This is a genomic window from Methanobrevibacter sp. (assembly GCF_045126245.1).
Taxonomy (GTDB): Archaea; Methanobacteriota; Methanobacteria; order Methanobacteriales; family Methanobacteriaceae; genus Methanocatella.
This window is the reverse complement of record NZ_JBGVOG010000083.1, coordinates 1-20,270: the sequence shown is the minus strand read 5'-3', so window position 1 is coordinate 20,270 and position 20,270 is coordinate 1. Positions and strand designations below refer to the sequence as shown.

Below are 20,270 nucleotides of genomic sequence, written 5' to 3'. Positions count from 1 at the left end.
AATATGGGGGAGATTAAACACCAATCGTGTTTTTTGGAAAATTTGGCAGATAATTTTCCCTTGATATTAAATTAGAAAATTGTGAAAAGCTAATTTAATATTCAATTAATTTTGGAGATTGTATTACGTTTGACTAATAATGTCTTTTGTTTTAAGTGATGTAATTGTTAGGCAATTTAGGCATGCCTAAATTATATCACTTACTTTACCTGTTGATTTCTATAGTATATAAAGTTTTCTATTTTTTTAGGTTTGCCTAAATATTTATATAAGATAAAGTCTAATAGTAAACTATGTTTAGGTTAACCTAAAATTTATGGGTATATGCTTAAACTAAAAATAATTTTTTTTAGTGTGTAAATGGCATTTGATGCCATTTACTAAAATGTAATCAAGGGAGAAATGGTTAATGACAGAATTAATTGTAGGATTGGCAGGAAACCCGAATGTGGGTAAAACTACTGTATTCAATCAATTAACTGGGATGCGCCAACATGTAGGTAACTGGCCAGGAAAAACTGTTGAAAGGGCTGAAGGTCACTTTTCTCATGGAAGTTATGATTATGATGTTGTGGATTTACCAGGTAATTATGCATTAAGTGCTCATTCTATGGAAGAAATCGTTTCAAGAGATTTCATTGTGGATGATGACTCTGATGTAATTATTAATGTAGTTGACGCTGCTAATCTGGAACGTAATTTATATTTAACAGTCCAGATGATGGAATTGGGTGCCAATTTGGTAATGGCGCTTAATATGAATGATTTTGCAAAGAAAAAAGATCATATTATTGATGTTGATTTGATGAGTGAACTTTTAGGTTTCCCTGTAGTGGAAATTAATGCAAAAAATAAAGATGGTTTTGAAGAATTGTTAACAGCTGTTGAAAACGCATCAAAAAATCCTATTGATTCAAGTGCAAAATTATCCTATGGTGATGAATTAAGAGAACACTTGGGTGAGTTGCAGGAATTAATAGAAAAAGACAATAATCTATTGGATGTTCCTTCTGTTTGGACAGCAATTAAATTATTGGAAAGAGACTCAATTGTCACACAAAAAGTTCAGAAATCTTCTCAAAGTTCTGCTATATTGTCAAAAACTGATCAGGTGGCAGGCCATCTTCATGATATCTATAATGAGGGTGCAGAGGAAGTTGTAGCAAATGCAAGATATGCGTTTATTGATGGTTTAATGGCCGAAGCGGTTAAAAAACCTGCTGTTGAAAAAGAAACTACTACTGATAGAATTGATAAAATTGTAACTGATAGGATTTTAGCTATTCCTATTTTCCTTGTTATTATGTATGCAATGTTCCAATTTACTTACACTCTCGGTGCTCCATTCCAGGACTTGATTGATGAGGCATTCGGAATGTTAGCTGAATGGGTCGGCGGATTTATTGCGAATGAATATTTGGCTTCATTAATCTGTGACGGTATTATTGGAGGAGTAGGTGGTGTTCTTACTTTCTTGCCGATTATTATTTTGATGTTCTTGTTCTTGAGTATTTTAGAAGATTGCGGTTACTTGGCAAGAGCTGCATTTACCTTGGATAAGATTATGCACAAATTAGTAGGGCTTCACGGAAAAGCTTTTATCCCTATGATATTAGGATTTGGTTGTGGTGTGCCGGCTATTATGGCAACAAGAACCATGGAAAATGAATCTGACCGTATGCTTGCTATGATGCTTGTTCCTTTCATGTCCTGTACTGCGAGGCTGCCGATTTATGCTATTTTCATTGCAGCATTCTTCACTGAAAATGAAGGTTTGGTATTGCTTGCAATTTATGTATTGGGTATTGTCGTGGCACTTATTGTTGCAGCTATTCTTAAAAGAACATTATTCAAAGGAATGTCTGCCCCATTTGTAATGGAACTTCCTACATATAAAGTACCATCTCTAAAAGGTGTATTGTTACACACTTGGGAAAAGGTAAAAGGATTCTTAAGAAAAGCGGGTACTATTATTCTTGCTTGTTCCATCGTATTGTGGGCTTTAAGTATCTTCCCATTAGGTGTGGAATACGGATCTGCTGAAAGCGTATTGGGTATGATTGGTAATGTTATCGCTCCGATATTTGCTCCGTTAGGATTTGGAACCTGGCAGGCTGCTGTAGCAATTATTGCAGGTTTGGCCGCTAAAGAAGTGGTGGTAGCTACATTCGGTACTCTTGCAGGTATGGAAGAGGATGATGAAGATGGAATCACTAGTTTGGTCCATGATACTTTCACTCCATTGTCCGCATTTTCATTCATGGCATTTACATTGCTGTACACCCCATGTTTTGCTGCTATCGGTGCAATCAAACAAGAAACCAACAGTTATAAATGGGCATTGACAATGTGTGCCATCACATTGGTCACAGCGTATATCGTATCATTCCTGATTTACAACGTTGGTTTATTGGCAGGATTCGGATAAATTAAAAATAAGATATGCATAAATAATTCAGAAAAATTGATGATAATTAGATTTTTCTAATTATTATTCCAATATTTTTTAGTCATAACTAAATATTTATATATTTGAAATTACATAATATAGAATAACGAATTTTTAGCATGCCTAAAAATTATTAGGTCTAGTCATTTATTTGGTGATAATATGAAAACATTAAAAGATGCCAAACCTGGTGAAACTGTAACATTAGTTAAATACCATGAATCTGGCGATGTGGATTTAAGAAGACACTTATTAGGCATGGGTTTTGTTAAAGGAGCTAAAATTACAGTTAAAAAAGTAGCTACTTTAGGCGATCCAATTGAAATGAGTGTCAAAGGATATGATGTTTGTCTTCGTAAAGAAGAAGCTGAAAATATTGAAGTGGTTTAACTTCAATTTTTTCATTTATTTTTTTTATACTAATTTTATTAACGGTGTTATTGTGAAATGTCGTATGTGTGGTTTCGAGTTTGATGAGAATACTATAGAAAACCGCGGATGTTCCAGTTGTGGTAAACATGGTTGTAACAGCATACATTGTCCCAATTGCGGGTTTGCCAATTCTCCAGAACTGGATGATGAATTTGAGTTTATAAATAAACTTAAGGAAAAATTAAAAAATAGAAAAAAAGCTACAAATTAATTTTTTGTTGCTTTTATTATTTCTTCAACTGTTTCGTTTATACTTATTTTCTCAGTATCGACATTCAATCCATTTTCTTTTAATTTATACAATATTTCAGTTGTCACAGGTGCTTTCAAGTGAGCTTTTTTTAATAATTCTTTATCTGAAAAAATTCGGTGTTTGTCTCCTTGAGCAATTATTTCGCCATCATACAAAACAAAAATTTTATCTGCAAATTGATTAACCATTTCTATGTCATGGGATGATATGACAATGCTCATTCCTTCTTTATTCAGATTGTTTAAAATATTCAAGACTTTGTCCACGCCTTCCGGATCAAGGCCTGCTGTTGGTTCATCGAGAATCATAATTTCAGGTCTCATAGCTATAATGCCTGCAATTGCCACTCTTTTTTGTTGCCCTCCGCTTAAATGATGGGGAGTTTTATCTTCAAAACCACTCATGCCAACCATTTCAAGTGATTCTGTAATTCTTTTTTCCACTTCTTCATATTCAAGACCCAGATTCATAGGTCCGAAAGCAACATCCTCTTTAACGGTCGGTGCAAATAACTGGTCATTCGGGTCTTGAAATACGATTCCCACTTTTTGTCTTACTTTAAGCAGTTCTTCCCTTTCGAAAATTATTTTTTCACCATCAATTTCAACATGTCCTGATGTAGGTTCTGTTAAACCGTTAAAGTGAGAGAATAATGTTGATTTTCCAGCACCATTCGGTCCCATTACTGCTATTTTTTCTCCTTTTTTAATCTTGATATTCACATTCTTTAAAGCCTTTGTTCCATCGTGATATGTGAAAGATAAGTTTTTTGTCTCTAAATGAATATCTGTCATGTTAACCCTCTAATTAATTGATAAATTTTGACCGAAGTAGCCTAATTTTCCCGAATATTTAAATATGATTATTTCTAGTAGAATCACAATCAATATAATCGAAATCAAGAAGATATAATCGCTTTTTTCAGGCGATTTTTTCTCGTTGAACATCTCTGAGGCATCGGAAAATCCGCGGCTTACCATACTTTTGTGAACTCTTTCCCCCTGTTCATATGCCTTTAAAAACATCATGCCTATTGTGTATCCAACCTGTTTGACTCTCCATTTGTAGGGAGTGTTTTTTCCATGAATGCTGAAATTTCTTGATTTTTGGCTTTTTCGTATTGCTGCAAGCTCATCGACAAACAAAAATAAGAATCTTACCATGATTGATAAAATCATTGCTAAATCACGGGGCATTTTTAATTTTCTAAATGAGCTGGCCATTTCCTGAAGGGGTGTTGTTGATGAATAAATGATTATTGCAGTTAAAGATACGATTAAACGAACCAATAAAAGAATGGCCCAATTTAGCCCAAAATCAGTAATATGTAACCATGAATAACTCCAGATGATATTTCCCGGTTGGATGAACGGTTGAAATACAATTATCGCTCCTCCAAATGGGAGCAGCATCAATAATCTCTTAAATGAATCAACATATGATAATTTGGCCAGTTTCAATATGATTAATAATAATATTTCCAATATTATCGGTATAAAAAGCTCTTTTGAGACAACACAAACAACAATTATGAATATTGTTGAGATTAGTTTTATTCTTCCTTCCAAATTATGTATTGGACTATCCTGCGATGCCAAGTCATCAAATCTCATTATTTGTGTTATGTCGGCCATATTATTCACTGCTTTAATATTAAAAATTAGTATTATATTATTATTTGCTTATGTCAATTTTAGTCATTATCAATTATTTTTTAAAAAAAAGTTGTAGAAATTAAAAGTTTAATTTCTACTTCTTACAACTTCTGCCACAACATAACCAAGTCCTAATGTCACGATAGCACCTATTACCAGCGCTACAATTTGTAATACTTGGTTTTCTGGATCGTTTGCAAATGCATAATCTGGGAAAATCGCCTCAGGAATTCCATTAATTTCTTCAACAGCGAAATCCTCTGCAAGTCCAGAATCTTCTGCAGACTTTTCAAGACCGTCAGGGTCACCAGATGCAATGTATGGTGAAAGACAACAGATTACAATACAAATGACCAATGCAACGGCGATTAAATATGTGTCTTTTTTATCCATATTATGCATCTCCTTCACTTTTGTTCCATGCAAGCAAATCTGGTCTGTATTTGTCTAATGCTACAAGTACAATGACAGTCAGTACTGCTTCAATTATTCCAATAAAGAAGTGGTATAATACCATTGAAGGGATACCTACATTTACCGGGAAAGTTCCGGCGATTGCCATTTCAATAGCACATGCAAGTGCTGCAATTACTGTAGCTAACCATGCTGCAACTCCTGCAGCAGGGTATTTTCCAATCATTCCGTTTAATGCTTTAAATGTGTATAGTCCGACACATCCTCCGATAATAGCCATATTCAATACATTTGCTCCAAGAGCGGTAATTCCTCCGTCTCCGAAAATCAGTGCTTGGATTAATAATACGACAGTAAATACTAAAACAGCGGCTTCAGGCGCAAGGAATACGATTGCCACTAATGCTCCTCCAACCATGTGTCCACTTGTACCAAATGGAATTGGCATGTTCATTGACATGATTGCGAAAATACCAGCGGCTAAAACAGCTAAAAGAGGGATACGTTTTTCATCAAGGTTTGTTCTAGCCCATTTCACAGAGAAATACAATGCAACTATTAAAATCACATAGTATATAATGCATTGTGAAATTGGGATGAATCCATCAGGTATATGCAATTTTTCATTCCTCCGTTTTTTAAAAAGTAATACTTTTTCGAATTTCATTTATATAATAAGTATTACTTAATCGCTTTAATTATACTTAAATTTTTTTTAATACTAAACATATAGTATTATTTTTGAATATAACGAGTAATAATTTAGATTCATTACTTGTCATTTGGTAGTTTAATAGTATAGCAATATATAAATGTTATTAAAGTAATACAAATTAGTATTATTCTTGCTTTTCAGTAATACAAAAACGTTAAAAAAAGCATCAATTTCTTGATTTTACAATGCAGATTAAATAAATAAAAATAGCTATTGCAAAGTATAGCAAAACTTGAATATCCAAAATTCCTGTTTCTATACCTAAAATTGTGTATGTTAAAATCAGGGAGTAAATTCCAATATAGAAATAATTTTGAGTAGTTTTCATTATTTTAAATCCAATACCTAGGATAAATCCTAAAAGACACATCCCAAATGCAACACCGACTTTGCCGAAATCAGCAACCATCTGTCCGATTAGTGTTGGGGTAACTGTAACTTCGGTTCTCCATGCTATGAGTTTTCCAACCATCATTCTAGGTCCCAAGTCACTTCCAGGAATGGCGCTGGCTAGTAGATGGCCATGTGTTACACCAAAATTGCCTGCGATGAAATCAAGTAGGTTTAGAACATGCAATGTAAAGTCGGCTCTTGACTGCAATGTGTATATGGGGCTGGTTGAAGATGTGATTGTCAGCTCACCAAGTGACCTAAAATAACCAATTCCTATGATTGCACCTACACCAATTGCAGCACCAATTACAACTTCCCACAGAGAAACAATATTTCCATAGAAACCTATGATAATTATGATGAGAAATGCCGCAAGTAGTGGTGTCCTATAGCCTAAAAGTAATAAAAATGCACAGTCAATGACAAGCAGTACGACGAATCTGAATCTTGCCTGTGAACGGGTAATGTTTTTGTCCTGGAAATCTTTTAGATAAACACTTGCAATCATGCATGTCGCAGGGATTATTAAAAATACAGGCATTGTTAATGCTGGTTTTAACAAATACCTAATTGAAGGTCTTAAAAGAGGTATTCCTCCAACTGAAGCAATACTTATGAAGAAAAATACGATGCTTACAAGTAAAAGGCAAAATCCAATTGAATAGATGTCATCCCTTTTGAACTGCACAATCTTCTCATTATTATTTAAGAAGTATTTTGGAAGTATTGCAGATCCTATAAAAAAAGCAACAAATCCTATGAGCAATGTGATTGCCAAACTGTGTGATGGGGAATTGATGGACAGGAGTAAAAATATCGAAAACAGAAAAATAACAATCAGTGGATTGAAAAGATGATTTTTTAAAATGGAATTGTTGTTTAAAAAATTCAAGAAGTTTTCGCCAGGATATAATCTTTTAAAATAGCTGTTGACCCAGTTATCTTCAAGGAATTCCAAAATTGAATAAATGGTTGTAAATAGAAAAGATCTGTGAAATTCATCACTTATTTTATTTGTAATCGATGTAAAAGTGGAATAAATTATGCTCATAAATTACACAACTTAGAACTTTCTAATATTTACGACATCAAAATTTTCTTTAATTTGGTTTAATTGGTCATCGCTGCAGTTATAAATCCTAACAGTAATTTCGCCGGTTACTCCATTAATGTTTCCTAAAATATCATTGGCATAATTGATGCTGGTTTCATCAGCTTTTTCAAGGTTTATCTGATTTTCCAAATCGGTATTTGAAGCTTTAATGCCTAATCGGTTTCCATTTTCATTAAGTATATTTGTGATTTCCTGTATTTTTAATGCATCAAGGGAATCTAGTGAAATTATTGTTGAAATCTCGTAATTGCCTGTTAGATTATTTGTCAAATCCGCTAATGATGTAATCTGTTTTGGTTTTAGTGTAACTTCGACCAGATTGTCGTATGTGCTTCCATCGGTTTCCAGTGAAATTTTATCAATGTAAATGTCTGCATTAGGAACGTTTCTGTATAAACCGGCCAAATAGGTGTTGTTATGTGAATCAACTAATATTTTAATGTTGTTCCCACCATTATCTCCAATCCACTTAACGGTACCGTTTATTGATACTTCTTCGCCATTTGTAGAATTGACGCCCTCAACGGTAGTTTTTACAATATATCCGTTTTTATAATAATTAAGATATGTGTCAGGTAGTTTATTAATTGTTGAAGCATCAAATGCTGTTTTTTGAATTTTGGATGAGTCATCTGAAGTAATATGTATAAATGCAAAAGCAACAGCACATATTACCAAAATTATTATTATATAATCAATGATTGTAAATTTTTTCATATTAATCTTTGTAAATGGCTCCTACTGGGCAAACATCAACACATTCACCGCAATTATCGCATTTGGTGTTGTCAATAACAACGGTATAAGCTTTCTTTGAGATAGCTTCTTCCATACAAACATCGATACAATCTTCACAAATTCCACATTCTTCCATATCAATCTGCAATTATTACACCATTTTAAGTTGATTTAAAAAGTTTATTATATCTAATATTTAAATATCTTAATATTTATATATTTGTCAATAATCGCAAAATGTTGATTTTCATATAAGTATAGTAAAATTTATATACTATGTTACTAAATATCAATATTGTATGCAAGGGTGCCCGAGCGGCCAAAGGGGAAGGACTTAAGATCCTTTGGCATAGGCCTTCGAGGGTTCGAATCCCTTCCCTTGCACTATTTTATGATTTTTAACATTTTTTAATTCTTGATTATGCCTTAGTGGCTCAGCCGGTAGAGCGCCACCTTGGTAAGGTGGAAGTCGGGGGTTCGAATCCCCCCTAAGGCTTTTTTCGCTGTTTTTTTTTAAAATTTTTCAGTATTGACTATTAGTTTAAATACTTTAAAAGATATATTTAGTAAAGATATTTGATTTGTTATAGTTGGTTTCGGAGGATAAGATATGAATTATAAAAAGATTGTACTGGTTGGATTTATATCTGCATTTGTTGCAGTTCTAACATCCGTTTTGGGAGTTGCAGGTACTGTGATTGGTTCAGTTATTTCATCCGTTCTTTATAATACTCTTTCAGAAGCTTTGGAAAAACCTGTAGCAAATGCATCATTTAAAAAAAGTAACTTTGAATGGGATGTAGCATATGTATTTCCACTTATTGTAATAGCCATCATTCAGCTGATGCTTGTTTTCGCGCTATTGGCCGAGCAGGGAATTTTGCCGGCAAATTTTTTAAAGTTTTATCTTTCACTTCAACATATAGCCAGCAATAATCTATATAGGATTTTAGGATTGGCATTGATTGTTATGAGTGCGTATCCATTTGTTTTAAAGCCGGATCATGTAAATAAAATCCAAGGTGGAATAATCGCATTTGTGGGATTAATATTTTTAGCCAGAGGCTTTGTCGATTTAGGAAACTCTGTCACTGACATATATGACAGTGCATTCATATATTTTGATTTTGAAATTGCCATTTTTGCATTGGTATTGCTTGCGATTGTAATCATTAGGATTTTATTGGCTACCAACAAATCAGATGATGGACTTGAAATCATTTCAAATGATGATAAAACTTTCAATCATAAGGTTTATTATCAAAAACCTGGTGGCGGAACTAAAAGGCAAAATGCTAGAAAAGGCAAGCCTAAAAGAACATTTAAACCGGATATAAATAATGCTAAAGGTCATTCAGGGGATTCATCCCATAAGTTCAAATCTAAAATTGATGATGTTCTTGACACTCCAAAATCAGGTATTAATGAATCCAGTGAAAATATACGCTTCGAATCTAATGATTTGCTTGATGATTTTAAAAAGTAAGATGATACTATGAGTAAAAAGGATAAAACTTTAAAGGATATTTTGGATTTTATTTTTTATGAGAATCCATCCACTCAGGATGAGATTGCCGAAAAATTAGGAATTACTCGTAGATATGTAAATCAACTTTTGCAGCCTCTTGTCAAAGATGGAACTGTTAAAAGGTCTTATATGATTGATTTAAAAGCTTATGAAAGCAGCACCCAATCTTTAAGCGACTATGAAATTCCAGGTGACACTTCCGGAGATATTTTAGTCAATGAAATGTTGATTAATATGGCCACTCATGTCCACTCCCAACTTGAAGAGTCATTCAATGCAGTTTTGGAATTTGATGAAGAAAAGGCAAAACGTGCCTTGGAAATGGACTACGCAACCAACAATATGGTTGAAAAGGTCAGGACATCTGTTGAAACAATTGTTAGCATTAATAAGCATTCTGAATTTTCAAAATCCATGCTATATAACGAAGTTGCTTATGACCTGGAAAGGATTGGGGATTACTGTGGCCATATTGCAAAATTCGTAATCAATGATGTTTATGAGATTGATGCTAACATCCTTAAAAAACTAAGAAAGATGTACAAGACTACTCAAAAGATGATTCGTTTATCCATGAAATCATTTATTGAGGGTAAAACTGAACTGAAAGAAGATTTGATGGAATTGGAAGATTCGATCCATATTCTTCAAGCTAAAGCAATTAATTTAATCGCAACACAAATGGCGGAAAACTCTTTTGATGAAAAAGAACGTTCCAATTATTTTATTTATCTGTTTAGAGTCATTAAGGCATTTGAAAGAATGGGTGACATTTCTGTTGAAATTATGGATGTTTCTATAGAATTTCATGAAAATATTCCAAGACCAACCACTCCGCGTGCTTTCAGATAATTTTTTTTAATAAAAAAAGAAAAGATTGATTCAAATCAATCTAATTGTCATAAATTCTTGTTGTAGCATGCCTGTCTGCCCAACATTGGACACAGACACCTATTGGAAGGCCGGCGGTGTGGGTATGTGCTTTTAATATTTTCACATCAAGGGCAGTGGTTTTTCCACCCAAGCCCATTGGGCCAATTCCGGACTTGTTGATTTCGCTTAGAATTTCCTCTTCAAGTTTAGCCAGTTCCGGGTCAGGATTTCTTTCGCCAACTTTTCCAAGCAACGCCTTTTTACCTAATTTTAAGCACAAATCGGAAGTTCCACCAATTCCGACACCAATCACGGTTGGAGGGCATGGTTTTCCTTTTGCCTTTAGCACTGATTCAACGACAAATTCTTTAATGCCGTCGATTCCTTCGGCTGGAAGGGCCATTTTCAAAGCATTATTGTTTTCTGAACCGAATCCTTTCGGCAAAATTGTAATTTCAAGGTAATCTTCATCAATTAGCTCAATATCAATTGGAGGAATATAATCTCCCACGTTCACGTTTGTATTTTCACGTGTAAGCGGATCAACGATATTCGGTCTGATTGGAATGTCTGTTGTTGCTTTTTTGATTCCCTCTTCAATGCCTTTGCGTAAATTTTCAACTTCGACATTGCCTAATTTAACAAAAACCACTGGAAGACCAGTATCCTGGCACATAGGAATTCCCTTTTCTTCTGCAAGTTCAATATTTTTCAATATAGCTTCAATATTCAACCTTGCAAGTTCATGTTCCTCAATTTTAAGAGCATCTTCAAGTGATTTTTTCACATCATCTCCCAAAACGATAGCTGCTTTTTTGTATAATTCGTAAACAGTATCCTTAATAACATCTTCAGTAATCAAAATAAAAACCTTATAACAATTAATTAATGTTATTTTTGATTTAAAAAGATATAAATTTTTTTAATTATTTTCGTATATTATTATTTTGATGTTAGATTTTTATAATTGCTTGAAATTGAAAAATAAGGGTTTTAAATTGAAAATTCAATATTATGTTTTTCACTTAAAAAAGTCAGATTATTTTAATTATCCCTATTGGACAGACTTCTTCACAGTCTCGGCATTTGTTGCATTTTTCACTGTTTAAAGTTATGGCTCCGCCCAGAACTTCAAAGGCATTTTGCTTACAAATTGATAGGCATGGCGCATCTGATGGTTGACAATGCATACAAAATAAAAGGGGAGTGTCAACATTGGGTGTTTGTTGACAGCTTCCACAGGTTGTACATTCTGTACAATTTCCTGATTTAAACATAATTCTTTATTATTCATCTAATACAAGTCTTGCTCTTGCTTGACTTGTAATCACATGGACAAAGCCGCCCTTGCCGCTATCCGGTTCATATAATCCCGCCATCTTAGCCAAATATTTTTCCTGATTTTTGGCTCTGATTTTTTCAGGATCAGCAACGGTAATAGCTCTTTTGGTACATGCTTTGATACATGCAGGTCCTTCTTCTCTGTCAGCACAGAGGTCACATTTTTCAGCAACTTTTGATTGGAAAGTCATTGCACCAAATGGACAAACCATTACACATAATCCGCAACCGATACATTTTTCAGTATCTACTTTTTCATCAGTAATTGCTTCAGTTGGGCAGATTTTTATACAAGGTGCACTTTCACAATGTTGGCAAACAATGGAATAAAAGGAAGAATCATATTCTATAATTTTTATTCTGCTAGCATTATGGATTGATGCGCACATATTTGAACAATTAAGACATCCATCGCATAAATTGCTATTTACAACAATACTTTCCATTGTCTTCCTCCTATAAACCTAGTTCTTTACACTCTGCATCGACATATTTTTGGATTTTTTCAACGTGTTCTTCATCCAAGTGTTTGAATCTTTTTTGTGGTGCTAAGTATTCTTTTACAGGTTTTCTTTCTTCAGGCCTGTAAGTAATTTCAAACTTACCATCAACAATTTCATATAAAATCCATGATCCAGTTTCAACAGCCAGTCTGCCCATTTCAATAGTTTTTTCTGATGGGTATCCCCAACCGGTGGTACATGGTTGCTGTAAGTGGATATATGCAGGACCTTTGGTTTCTGCAGCCTTTTTGACTTTGTTAACATAATCTTCAGGATATGCGATTGATGCTGTAGCCACATAAGGTATTCCGTGTGCCGCCATAATCATAGGCATGTTTTTCTTAGGTTTGTCTTCTCCGAAGCTTGCGCTTCCTTTTGGTGAAGTTGTGGTACTTGCACCATATGGTGTTGCTCCACTTCTTTGGATACCTGTATTCATGTATGCCTCATTATCGTAACAGATATAAAGCATGTTGTGTCCTCTTTCCATAGCTCCGGATAAGGATTGCAGACCAATATCCACAGTTCCTCCGTCACCACCGAAAGCAACTACGTTTACATCATCTTTTCCTTGAATTCTTAATGCGCTTTCTACACCAGATGCTACAGCTCCTGAGTTTTCAAAAGCAACGTGTATAAATGGAACTTCCCATGAAGATTCTGGGTATGGTGTAGTCATAACTTCAAGACAACCGGTAGCAGAAATAGCTACAGTGTTCTCGCCTAAAGCATTAAGAGCTAATTTTACAGCAATGGATGCTCCACAACCTGCACAGCCTCTGTGTCCAGGTGCTAATAAATCTTTATCAGGTATATCTACCATATCTATTCCTCCTTAAGTCCAATCCATGTGACATCTTGTTCTGGCACTTTTGTTTTTTCATATGCTTCAAGTATTGCTTCTGGTGTAATGTCTCTTCCACCAAGACCTGCAACAAATCCATAAATCTCCTTATCGATTTTAACTTTCATGTCTGCATAAAGTGCTCCACCAATTCCAAATGAAAAGTTTTTGTCAATAACAGCAATTTTTTCACAGTTTGCCACTGCTTTCTCAATCGCTTCAACAGGGAATGGTCTGTATGCTCTGATTTTAAGCAATCCTACTTTTTCGCCTTGTTCTCTTAATTGGTCAACCATTACTCTGAGTGTACTGCAAAGTGAACCCATTGCAACAAATATTATTTCAGCATCTTCTGTTTTGTATTCTTCGACAAGCCCATATTCTCTGCCGAAGATTTCTGCAAATTCATCGCAGGTTTTTTGGATTACTTCGAGTGAGTTGGTCATTGCAACTTCCATGTCATGTCTTGCTTCAGTATAATAGTTAGGATCAGCAAAGTTACCAATGGACATTGGTTGTTTTGGATCAAGGAAAGCATGTTCCGGAACATATGGAGGTAAGAACTTATCTACACTTTCCTGGTCTGGAATTTCAACAGGTTCCACTGTGTGTGTTAAAATAAATCCGTCTAAACATACCATTGATGGAAGCAATACACTAGGATTTTCTGAAACTTTGTATGCCATTAATGTAGTGTCCAATGCTTCTTGAGCATTTTCAACATAAATTTGTAACCATCCAGCATCCCTTTGTGCAATGGAGTCTTGTTGGTCATTCCAAATGTTTAATGGTGCAGAAATTGCCCTGTTCGCATCTGCCAATACGATAGGCACTCTCATACCTGCTGCAGCATATAAAATTTCGTGCATTAACATTAATCCTTGTGAGGATGTTGCTGTAAATACTCTTACTCCAGCACCGCTAGCTCCAACAGCGGCACTTATTGCACTGTGTTCAGATTCTACTTTGACGTATTTAGCATCAATTTTTTCATCAGCAACATATTGTGCTAAGTATTCTGAAATTGTAGTTTGAGGAGTAATCGGATAAACAGGAATAACTTGTGGTTTAGCTAATCTAACAGCTTCTGCGACTGCTTTATTTGATGTCATTACTTCTTTTACCATGTCATCACTCTCTTTATTCTTTTACCATTTCGATTGCATCGGAAGGACATTCGTTTGCACAAATTCCGCATCCTTTACAGTAATCGTAATCAATATCATGTTGTTTGTTTACACTGCCGTCTGGACAGAAGAGAATACAATTGTCGCAATCAATACATTTTTCTTTGTCTAAGATCGGTTTAAATGTTCTCCAACTTCCAGTTTTATTATTTCTACTATTACCGGGGTTTTTAATTACACATCCTATACTTACCATAAAAATCACCCTTATCCCATTTCATAAGCTTTTTTAGTAGCTTCTACATTTAGCTCTCCAACTTTTCCAGGGAATGTTTCCTTAATCACTTCGAGAAGTGAATCAATACTTACTGCTTGGGTTTTCTTAGCAAAATACCCTAAAATAATAGTATTTACAATATTACGACCTAACATGTCTAATGCAATTCCAGTTGCATCAATACTGTACACTTCATGTTCTCCGCTACCTTCGAAACTTTCAGTGTTGATTGTCACTTCAGTATTGTCTTTAATTCCTGAAAACACATCTACTACATTCAATAATCCGTCATCTAAAACTAATACGTAGTCCGGATTATATACTTGATATCTTAAATCGATTGGTTTGTCATCAATTCTTGTGAAAGCCATTACGGGAGCGCCTCTACGTTCTACTCCAAAGAATGGAAAAGCTTGAGAATATTTACCATCTTTGAATGCTGCCTTAGCTAGAATTTCAGCAGCAGTTACAGCACCTTGTCCGCCTCTTCCATGAAAACGAATTTCAATCATTAATTTTTCCTCCATATATTTATCATGTATAATCATTATAAATTCCAAAATATATAAATTTTATGTAATTTTTTTAATACTGTTTAATTTTATTTCAATAGATTATTAGTTTATTGTTTAAATTTTTAATAAATCTGATTATATCTTTTTTATACTTTGTAAAAATTTCTATAATTTTTTTAACATATTTTGTTATTGTTGGATAATGTATTTTTCAAAGAGTTTATTATAATAAATATATAAAATATAATTAGTAATGTTGAGGAGTTAATATGAAAGTTTTAATAATCACAGGTGAATTGGCATATCCATTAATTAAGGAAGTCGTTTCAAATTCAAATCAGGATATCATTGTTCATATTGCAGGAAATACCCAGGTGGCTGCATTTTTAACTCCAAGACTAATAATTAAGGAAGTTAAAACTCATTTTTCAAATCAGTTGGATGAAATCGACATGATATTGGTTCCGGGATTGATTAAAAAAGGAACTAGGGAAATAACGAAGGAACTGGGCATACCAACATTTAAGGGTTCTACTGATGGTGCGGATTTGGCAATGGTTTTAAATCTTTTGGACAATATCACCTTATCTGAAGATAAGCCTGCAGATAAGTTAATTGAAGAGGAAAAAAGAAAGGAAGCATTCAAATTCATTGAAGAGTTTGAAAACGATAAGGAAAATATCAAAAAGCTTCTTGAAAAGCCGAACAATATTATGATTGGTAAACTTCCTGTCGGTGAGGATTTTCCAATGAGGGTGCTTTCCGAAATAGCTAATGCTCCATTTTTATCCAAAGAGGCACTAATTAACAAATGCCAGTATTTTGTTGATTCCGGTGCGGACATGATAGATATAGGAATGGCTGCTGGAGAGGATTTTTCAGATAAGATACCTGAGCTGATTGAAACATTAAGGCCGATTGTTGGAGACAGGCCGTTAAGTATAGATACATTAAATCCTAAAGAGATTAGGGCTGCTGCCGAAAGTGGAATAGATTTTGTTTTGAGTCTTGATTTGGGTAATAATTCTGAAGTTCAGGAAATCTTGAAGGAAAAGGATATTCCTGCGGTATTGCTTCCGACTAATTTTTCACAGGGCATTTCACCGAAAACTCCTCTTGAGCGAGTGGAGTCCATGCATCAATTAATTAAAGATACTGAAGGATTAAGATATGTTGCAGATTTGATTTTGGATCCTGTGAACAGTTCAAGCATTGTCGAGTCTATTATAGCATGCCATGAATTCCACAAAACCAACAATGCACCGATGTTTTTTGGAGTTGGAAATGTAACGGAACTTATGGATGCCGATTCCGGCGGTGTCAATGTGCTTCTTGCGGGAATAGGTATGGAATTGGGAGTGAGCATATTGTTCACACCTGAAGAAAGTGGAAAAACAAGAGGCAGTGTCTATGAATTGGCCACCGCATCCAAAATGATGTTTCTCGCTAAACATAGAAAATCCATTCCGAAAGATTTGGGAATAAACATGGTTGTATTTAAGGATAAGCACAAACGAAATGACATTATTTTAAATGAACGTGATGGAATTCCTGAAGTGAGGCAATCCAAACCGCTGAAATTTGTCAGGGATAATGCAGGTAGCTTCAAAATAAGCATTGATTATGGAACAACTGTTAAGGACAGTCAGATTATTGCAACTCATTTTAAAAAGAACAAGGCGGACCTGGTCATTGTTGGAAATTCTGCAAAAGAGATTTATGAAGAGATAATTGAAAAAGAACTTGTCACCAGAATGGAACATGCTGCCTATTTGGGTTCTGAACTTCAAAAAGCAGAAATAGCTATGATTACGGGAAAAGAATATGTTCAGGATTTTGAATTATTCAAAAATCCTGATGAGTTTAAAAATTAGTTTTTTCAAGAAGCGGATTAACCGCTACTTGTAGGTTGGTTTTCTCCACCATCGGGAGTAACGCCACCTCCACCATCTCCACCTTCATCAGGGGCGTCTTGACCACCTTCATCAGGGGTAACGCCACCGCTATCTGGAGTATAACTGCCTCCGCCGGAGCTTTGTGAACTTCCGCTGCTTGAACTTGATGAGGATGATGTGGTAGTACTGCTTTGAGTTGAAGATGATGAAACATTTGTAGTGTTATCTGCAGTCTTATTTGGTGTAAAATTGCTCATAGCACTTTCACCTTCAAATTTAATTCCGTTACCTGTGACATATACCGCTACACATGCAGTAATAACAACAAGTATGGCCAGCGCAATTATGAGGGCATTTTCTCTTTCCATATTTAACCTCCAATTTTTAACCTAATATAATATATGGTGCATTTGTTTAATAAAGATTATACTTACATAAAGTTTATATTTATTCATAATTAAATTTTATTTATAATAAAATTATATGAAGGTTTCATTGTGCAAGTTGAAAATATTACAATTAAAGATATTGATAAACTTCTTTTAAGTGCGGAATATGTTCCTAATACTGAAATTTCAACAACATTATATTTGTCTTTACTTTTAGGTAAACCGATGCTTATTGAAGGGCCTCCGGGTGTTGGAAAAACAGAATTGGCAAAAGTAGTTGCAAAGACCTTTGAAAGGGACTTTTTCAGGATTCAGTGTTATGAGGGAATCACTTTTGAACAGATTGTTGGAGAGTGGAATTACCAAAAGCAATTGCTGCATTTGGAAGCAGCAAAAAATGAGTTAAACAGCGAAGAGAAGATTTTTGATGAAGAATATTTTATCAGAAGGCCATTGCTCAATGCGTTCTTAAATGATAATGATTCCGTATTGCTGATTGATGAAATTGACAAGGCCGATGAAGAAGTTGAAAGCTTTTTGCTTCAGGCATTGGGTGAACAGGAAATAACAATAAACGATCTGGGAACATTTCAACTTAAAAATAACTTGATTGTGATATTGACTTCCAATTCTCAGAGGTCATTGCTTGATGAAACTAAAGACAGATGTTTATTCTTATATATTCCATACCCTACAGTTGAAAGGGAAATCGAAATTGTCAAGTCCAAAATCCCTGAAGCAGATGACGAAACAGTTTCGACAGTTGTTAAACTTGTTCACAGCATACGTAACCTTAACTTGATGAAAAAACCTTCAGTAAGAGGAACTGTTGATTGGGTCAGGTCAGTTTCAAATTTAGGCACTAGGGACTTGGATAAATCTTTAAAAGACAGTATAGGCGTTGTCATCAAAACGGAAAGTGACAAAAAAAGGGTCATCAAGGATATTTTAGATAAAAGATAAAATGATTAATAAAATTGCTACTTTATCGGCTCAACTTAGAAAGAGCGGGCTTCCAGTCAGCATTAGAAGCACGCAATCTGCCACTCAGGTTTACATGGATTTTGGCGAAGCTGACAGGCAGCTTTTAAAAACAGCTCTCATGGCCATTTATGTTAAGGACAGATATGATATTCCTAAATTCAATAAGATTTTTGAAGAGGTTTTCAAAAAGGAAGTTGAAAAGGAAGTTGCAAAAGAAGACCAGCGCGGAACCGCATACAGGGGCAGAGGACCCAAATCCAACAAATATGTAATCAAAAAGAATAATAATGCATATGGCAAAATCCAAAAGGAAAAGATTAACAATGAAAAGTTAAAGATGTTGTCTGGTCAGCCTCTCCTGGATGAAGTTAAAAGGCTTGAAAGAGATGGGGAACTGATGAACAAAGACTTAACCACCCTTAACAGATTTGACCCTAGAATGCTTGAGATCTGCCAGAGACTGGGTAAAAGGATTGCAAATAAGCGTTCAAGAAGAAAAGTCAAAACAACCTCCAATAAAATTGACATGAGAAGAACAATAAGGGCCAATTTAAAATATGGGGGTGTGCCGGTTGAACTGGTCAAGGCAAAGCCAAGACCTCATAAAAACGAACATTTATTCTTGAATGACATAAGCGGGTCATGTGAATGGATCAGCAGCTGGTTTTTCATGTTGATGTTTTCAGCCCAGACCGCCTTTAAAAAATCAAGAACCTTTGAATTTGACAATAAAGTCATAGAAACTACAAATGCATTAAAAGAGGAATATCTGATTGATTCATTTGTAAAGGTTAAGGATTTAAGAGTCAAAAACATGATGGTTCATGGAACTTCAGACATGTATTCGGCATTCACAAAATTCCAGGACATGGCCAACATTAACAATAAATCTTATATAATCATTTTATCCGACTGCAGGGACTGGGCAGGTCCGAAAGTAAATGGGATTCCTGCCAGTGTTGAAGTAGTTGAAGAGATGGTAAGGGACTGTAAAAAGCTTGTAATTTTAAATCCTGAAGACAGGAATAAATGGGATGTCGTAGACAGTTGCGTATCATTGTATGAAGAGGCCGGCGCCCATGTATTTGAAGTGAACACCTTAAACCAATTAGCCCATTTTGTAGAGCAGATGTAGGTGGAAAAATATGAAATGCAGTAAATGTGGAAATCCTAAAGTCATTATTAAAAGACAGCAATCCGGTCAGTTGTTATGTAAGGATTGTTTCATTGAATCCATAGAAAAAAAGGTCATTAAAACTGTTCGAAAAGAAAAATTGTTGGATAAGGGTGACAAGGTTTTGGTGGCTCTTTCAGGTGGAAAAGACAGTGTAACTACCTTGGAAATTTTAAACAGTTTTCGTGAAATGAATGTCATTGATTTATGTGCCGTCACTGTTGATGAGGGCATTGACAATTACCGCCAGGACGGTGTCGATATTGCAGTAAGGCATGCTCAAAGATTGGGCATTGAACATAAAGTCGTGTCCCTTAAAGATGAATACGGCATAACCTTGGATGAGATAATGCAAAGGGAAAACCATAAGGGGTCCTGTACATACTGCGGTGTGTTTAGAAGAACAATCATCAATAAGGCTGCCCGAGAGATGGGGGCCACAAAAATAGCTACCGGACACAATTTGGATGATGAAGTCCAGGCAATAATGATGAATTATCTTGAAGGAAATACCGATAATTTGACTAAATTGGGAGCAAAAACCGAATCCGAGGCTGAAGAATTCACAGTCAAAATCAAGCCTCTTCGTGAAATTCCGGAACGTGAAATTGGAGTGTATGTTGTTGCAAAAGACCTTGAAGTACACTTTGACAGCTG

24 protein-coding genes and 2 tRNA genes are annotated in these 20,270 nt (G+C 34.9%); 11 read left to right on the top strand and 15 right to left on the bottom strand.

The window, feature by feature from the left end:
• The first annotated feature begins 409 nt into the window (after positions 1-409).
• The 3 genes from feoB (at position 410) to ACJMLZ_RS06530 (ending at position 3,092) form a co-directional block, all read left to right on the top strand.
• Positions 410-2,428 (top strand): ferrous iron transport protein B, encoded by a 2,019-nt coding sequence (gene feoB, locus ACJMLZ_RS06540; protein ID WP_405304718.1) that lies wholly within the window; start codon positions 410-412, stop codon positions 2,426-2,428.
• A gap of 183 nt (positions 2,429-2,611) precedes the next feature.
• The gene (locus tag ACJMLZ_RS06535) at positions 2,612-2,839 is read left to right on the top strand and encodes a ferrous iron transport protein A (RefSeq protein ID WP_405304716.1); all 228 of its coding nucleotides are present in this window, start codon (positions 2,612-2,614) and stop codon (positions 2,837-2,839) included.
• A gap of 52 nt (positions 2,840-2,891) precedes the next feature.
• Positions 2,892-3,092 carry a hypothetical protein gene (locus tag ACJMLZ_RS06530; protein ID WP_405304714.1) on the top strand — a complete coding sequence of 67 codons (201 nt, stop codon included), beginning with the start codon at positions 2,892-2,894 and terminating at the stop codon, positions 3,090-3,092.
• Here ACJMLZ_RS06530 and ACJMLZ_RS06525 read toward each other — a convergent pair.
• From ACJMLZ_RS06525 to ACJMLZ_RS06495, 7 genes are all read right to left on the bottom strand, one after another.
• Positions 3,089-3,928: an ATP-binding cassette domain-containing protein gene (locus ACJMLZ_RS06525; RefSeq protein ID WP_405304712.1), complete on the bottom strand. Its 840-nt coding sequence runs from the start codon at positions 3,926-3,928 to the stop codon at positions 3,089-3,091. The two genes, ACJMLZ_RS06530 and ACJMLZ_RS06525, sit on opposite strands and share 4 nt — an antisense overlap.
• 9 nt (positions 3,929-3,937) lie before the next feature.
• Complete coding sequence (gene cbiQ / locus ACJMLZ_RS06520) at positions 3,938-4,768, bottom strand: cobalt ECF transporter T component CbiQ (RefSeq protein ID WP_405304710.1); 831 nt, start codon at positions 4,766-4,768, stop codon at positions 3,938-3,940.
• A gap of 108 nt (positions 4,769-4,876) precedes the next feature.
• Complete coding sequence (locus ACJMLZ_RS06515; protein ID WP_405304708.1) at positions 4,877-5,182, bottom strand: PDGLE domain-containing protein; 306 nt, start codon at positions 5,180-5,182, stop codon at positions 4,877-4,879.
• Between the two features lies 1 nt (position 5,183).
• Positions 5,184-5,822, bottom strand: a complete 639-nt coding sequence (cbiM, locus tag ACJMLZ_RS06510) for a cobalt transporter CbiM (protein ID WP_405304706.1) — start codon at positions 5,820-5,822, stop codon at positions 5,184-5,186.
• 262 nt (positions 5,823-6,084) lie between these two features.
• Positions 6,085-7,362: an oligosaccharide repeat unit polymerase family protein gene (locus tag ACJMLZ_RS06505; protein WP_405304704.1), complete on the bottom strand. Its 1,278-nt coding sequence runs from the start codon at positions 7,360-7,362 to the stop codon at positions 6,085-6,087.
• Between the two features lie 12 nt (positions 7,363-7,374).
• A complete protein-coding gene (locus ACJMLZ_RS06500; protein WP_405304702.1) occupies positions 7,375-8,103 on the bottom strand; it encodes an adhesin in 729 nt (242 codons plus the stop codon).
• 40 nt (positions 8,104-8,143) lie between these two features.
• Positions 8,144-8,311, bottom strand: a complete 168-nt coding sequence (locus tag ACJMLZ_RS06495) for a 4Fe-4S dicluster domain-containing protein (protein WP_405304700.1) — start codon at positions 8,309-8,311, stop codon at positions 8,144-8,146.
• 153 nt (positions 8,312-8,464) lie between these two features.
• On the opposite strand from ACJMLZ_RS06495, the gene ACJMLZ_RS06490 reads away from it, so the two are divergent.
• The 4 genes from ACJMLZ_RS06490 to ACJMLZ_RS06475 all read left to right on the top strand — a co-directional run bounded on the left by ACJMLZ_RS06490 (position 8,465) and on the right by ACJMLZ_RS06475 (position 10,543).
• Positions 8,465-8,547, top strand: a tRNA-Leu gene (locus ACJMLZ_RS06490).
• 39 nt (positions 8,548-8,586) lie between these two features.
• Positions 8,587-8,659 (top strand) — tRNA-Thr (locus ACJMLZ_RS06485).
• A 114-nt stretch (positions 8,660-8,773) separates the two neighbouring features.
• On the top strand, positions 8,774-9,649 hold the full coding sequence (locus ACJMLZ_RS06480; RefSeq protein WP_405304698.1) for a hypothetical protein: 876 nt from the start codon (positions 8,774-8,776) through the stop codon (positions 9,647-9,649).
• A gap of 9 nt (positions 9,650-9,658) precedes the next feature.
• Positions 9,659-10,543, top strand: a complete 885-nt coding sequence (locus ACJMLZ_RS06475; RefSeq protein ID WP_405304696.1) for a PhoU domain-containing protein — start codon at positions 9,659-9,661, stop codon at positions 10,541-10,543.
• A gap of 40 nt (positions 10,544-10,583) precedes the next feature.
• On the opposite strand, the gene ACJMLZ_RS06470 is transcribed toward ACJMLZ_RS06475, so the two are convergent.
• From ACJMLZ_RS06470 to ACJMLZ_RS06440, 7 genes are all read right to left on the bottom strand, one after another.
• Entirely contained in the window at positions 10,584-11,426 is an 843-nt protein-coding gene (locus ACJMLZ_RS06470; protein ID WP_405304694.1) for a fumarate hydratase, read from the bottom strand.
• A 172-nt stretch (positions 11,427-11,598) separates the two neighbouring features.
• Entirely contained in the window at positions 11,599-11,841 is a 243-nt protein-coding gene (locus ACJMLZ_RS06465) for a 4Fe-4S binding protein (RefSeq protein WP_405304692.1), read from the bottom strand.
• 9 nt (positions 11,842-11,850) lie between these two features.
• The gene (locus ACJMLZ_RS06460; RefSeq protein ID WP_405304690.1) at positions 11,851-12,351 is read right to left on the bottom strand and encodes a 4Fe-4S dicluster domain-containing protein; all 501 of its coding nucleotides are present in this window, start codon (positions 12,349-12,351) and stop codon (positions 11,851-11,853) included.
• A 10-nt stretch (positions 12,352-12,361) separates the two neighbouring features.
• The gene (gene porB, locus ACJMLZ_RS06455) at positions 12,362-13,231 is read right to left on the bottom strand and encodes a pyruvate synthase subunit PorB (protein ID WP_405304688.1); all 870 of its coding nucleotides are present in this window, start codon (positions 13,229-13,231) and stop codon (positions 12,362-12,364) included.
• A 2-nt stretch (positions 13,232-13,233) separates the two neighbouring features.
• Positions 13,234-14,379: a pyruvate synthase subunit PorA gene (gene porA, locus ACJMLZ_RS06450; protein ID WP_405304687.1), complete on the bottom strand. Its 1,146-nt coding sequence runs from the start codon at positions 14,377-14,379 to the stop codon at positions 13,234-13,236.
• A 13-nt stretch (positions 14,380-14,392) separates the two neighbouring features.
• Positions 14,393-14,635 carry a pyruvate synthase subunit PorD gene (gene porD / locus ACJMLZ_RS06445; RefSeq protein ID WP_292818734.1) on the bottom strand — a complete coding sequence of 81 codons (243 nt, stop codon included), beginning with the start codon at positions 14,633-14,635 and terminating at the stop codon, positions 14,393-14,395.
• An 11-nt stretch (positions 14,636-14,646) separates the two neighbouring features.
• Complete coding sequence (locus ACJMLZ_RS06440; RefSeq protein WP_405304685.1) at positions 14,647-15,168, bottom strand: pyruvate ferredoxin oxidoreductase subunit gamma; 522 nt, start codon at positions 15,166-15,168, stop codon at positions 14,647-14,649.
• A 272-nt stretch (positions 15,169-15,440) separates the two neighbouring features.
• Here ACJMLZ_RS06440 and ACJMLZ_RS06435 point away from each other — a divergent pair, with 272 nt between their 5' ends.
• Positions 15,441-17,045 carry a dihydropteroate synthase-like protein gene (locus ACJMLZ_RS06435; RefSeq protein ID WP_405304683.1) on the top strand — a complete coding sequence of 535 codons (1,605 nt, stop codon included), beginning with the start codon at positions 15,441-15,443 and terminating at the stop codon, positions 17,043-17,045.
• Between the two features lie 17 nt (positions 17,046-17,062).
• On the opposite strand, the gene ACJMLZ_RS06430 is transcribed toward ACJMLZ_RS06435, so the two are convergent.
• Positions 17,063-17,434: a hypothetical protein gene (locus tag ACJMLZ_RS06430; RefSeq protein WP_405304681.1), complete on the bottom strand. Its 372-nt coding sequence runs from the start codon at positions 17,432-17,434 to the stop codon at positions 17,063-17,065.
• A gap of 129 nt (positions 17,435-17,563) precedes the next feature.
• On the opposite strand from ACJMLZ_RS06430, the gene ACJMLZ_RS06425 reads away from it, so the two are divergent.
• The 3 genes from ACJMLZ_RS06425 to ACJMLZ_RS06415 all read left to right on the top strand — a co-directional run.
• The gene (locus ACJMLZ_RS06425; RefSeq protein WP_405304679.1) at positions 17,564-18,418 is read left to right on the top strand and encodes an AAA family ATPase; all 855 of its coding nucleotides are present in this window, start codon (positions 17,564-17,566) and stop codon (positions 18,416-18,418) included.
• Between the two features lies 1 nt (position 18,419).
• Positions 18,420-19,574 (top strand): vWA domain-containing protein, encoded by a 1,155-nt coding sequence (locus ACJMLZ_RS06420; RefSeq protein WP_405304677.1) that lies wholly within the window; start codon positions 18,420-18,422, stop codon positions 19,572-19,574.
• 10 nt (positions 19,575-19,584) lie between these two features.
• Positions 19,585-20,270, top strand: a 686-nt coding sequence (locus tag ACJMLZ_RS06415) for an ATP-binding protein (RefSeq protein ID WP_405304675.1), incomplete at its 3' end; no start/stop codon positions are given.

Coding starts and splice junctions, on each gene's coding strand:
- ACJMLZ_RS06420 (WP_405304677.1), top strand. CDS start 18,420: ATGATTAATAAAATTGCTACTTTATCGGCTCAACTTAGAAAGAGCGGG.
- ACJMLZ_RS06460 (WP_405304690.1), bottom strand. CDS start 12,351: ATGGAAAGTATTGTTGTAAATAGCAATTTATGCGATGGATGTCTTAAT.
- ACJMLZ_RS06435 (WP_405304683.1), top strand. CDS start 15,441: ATGAAAGTTTTAATAATCACAGGTGAATTGGCATATCCATTAATTAAG.
- ACJMLZ_RS06440 (WP_405304685.1), bottom strand. CDS start 15,168: ATGATTGAAATTCGTTTTCATGGAAGAGGCGGACAAGGTGCTGTAACT.
- porA (WP_405304687.1), bottom strand. CDS start 14,379: ATGGTAAAAGAAGTAATGACATCAAATAAAGCAGTCGCAGAAGCTGTT.
- ACJMLZ_RS06475 (WP_405304696.1), top strand. CDS start 9,659: ATGAGTAAAAAGGATAAAACTTTAAAGGATATTTTGGATTTTATTTTT.
- ACJMLZ_RS06480 (WP_405304698.1), top strand. CDS start 8,774: ATGAATTATAAAAAGATTGTACTGGTTGGATTTATATCTGCATTTGTT.
- ACJMLZ_RS06525 (WP_405304712.1), bottom strand. CDS start 3,928: ATGACAGATATTCATTTAGAGACAAAAAACTTATCTTTCACATATCAC.
- ACJMLZ_RS06430 (WP_405304681.1), bottom strand. CDS start 17,434: ATGGAAAGAGAAAATGCCCTCATAATTGCGCTGGCCATACTTGTTGTT.
- ACJMLZ_RS06515 (WP_405304708.1), bottom strand. CDS start 5,182: ATGGATAAAAAAGACACATATTTAATCGCCGTTGCATTGGTCATTTGT.
- feoB (WP_405304718.1), top strand. CDS start 410: ATGACAGAATTAATTGTAGGATTGGCAGGAAACCCGAATGTGGGTAAA.
- ACJMLZ_RS06535 (WP_405304716.1), top strand. CDS start 2,612: ATGAAAACATTAAAAGATGCCAAACCTGGTGAAACTGTAACATTAGTT.
- cbiQ (WP_405304710.1), bottom strand. CDS start 4,768: ATGGCCGACATAACACAAATAATGAGATTTGATGACTTGGCATCGCAG.
- porB (WP_405304688.1), bottom strand. CDS start 13,231: ATGGTAGATATACCTGATAAAGATTTATTAGCACCTGGACACAGAGGC.
- porD (WP_292818734.1), bottom strand. CDS start 14,635: ATGGTAAGTATAGGATGTGTAATTAAAAACCCCGGTAATAGTAGAAAT.
- ACJMLZ_RS06465 (WP_405304692.1), bottom strand. CDS start 11,841: ATGTTTAAATCAGGAAATTGTACAGAATGTACAACCTGTGGAAGCTGT.
- ACJMLZ_RS06505 (WP_405304704.1), bottom strand. CDS start 7,362: ATGAGCATAATTTATTCCACTTTTACATCGATTACAAATAAAATAAGT.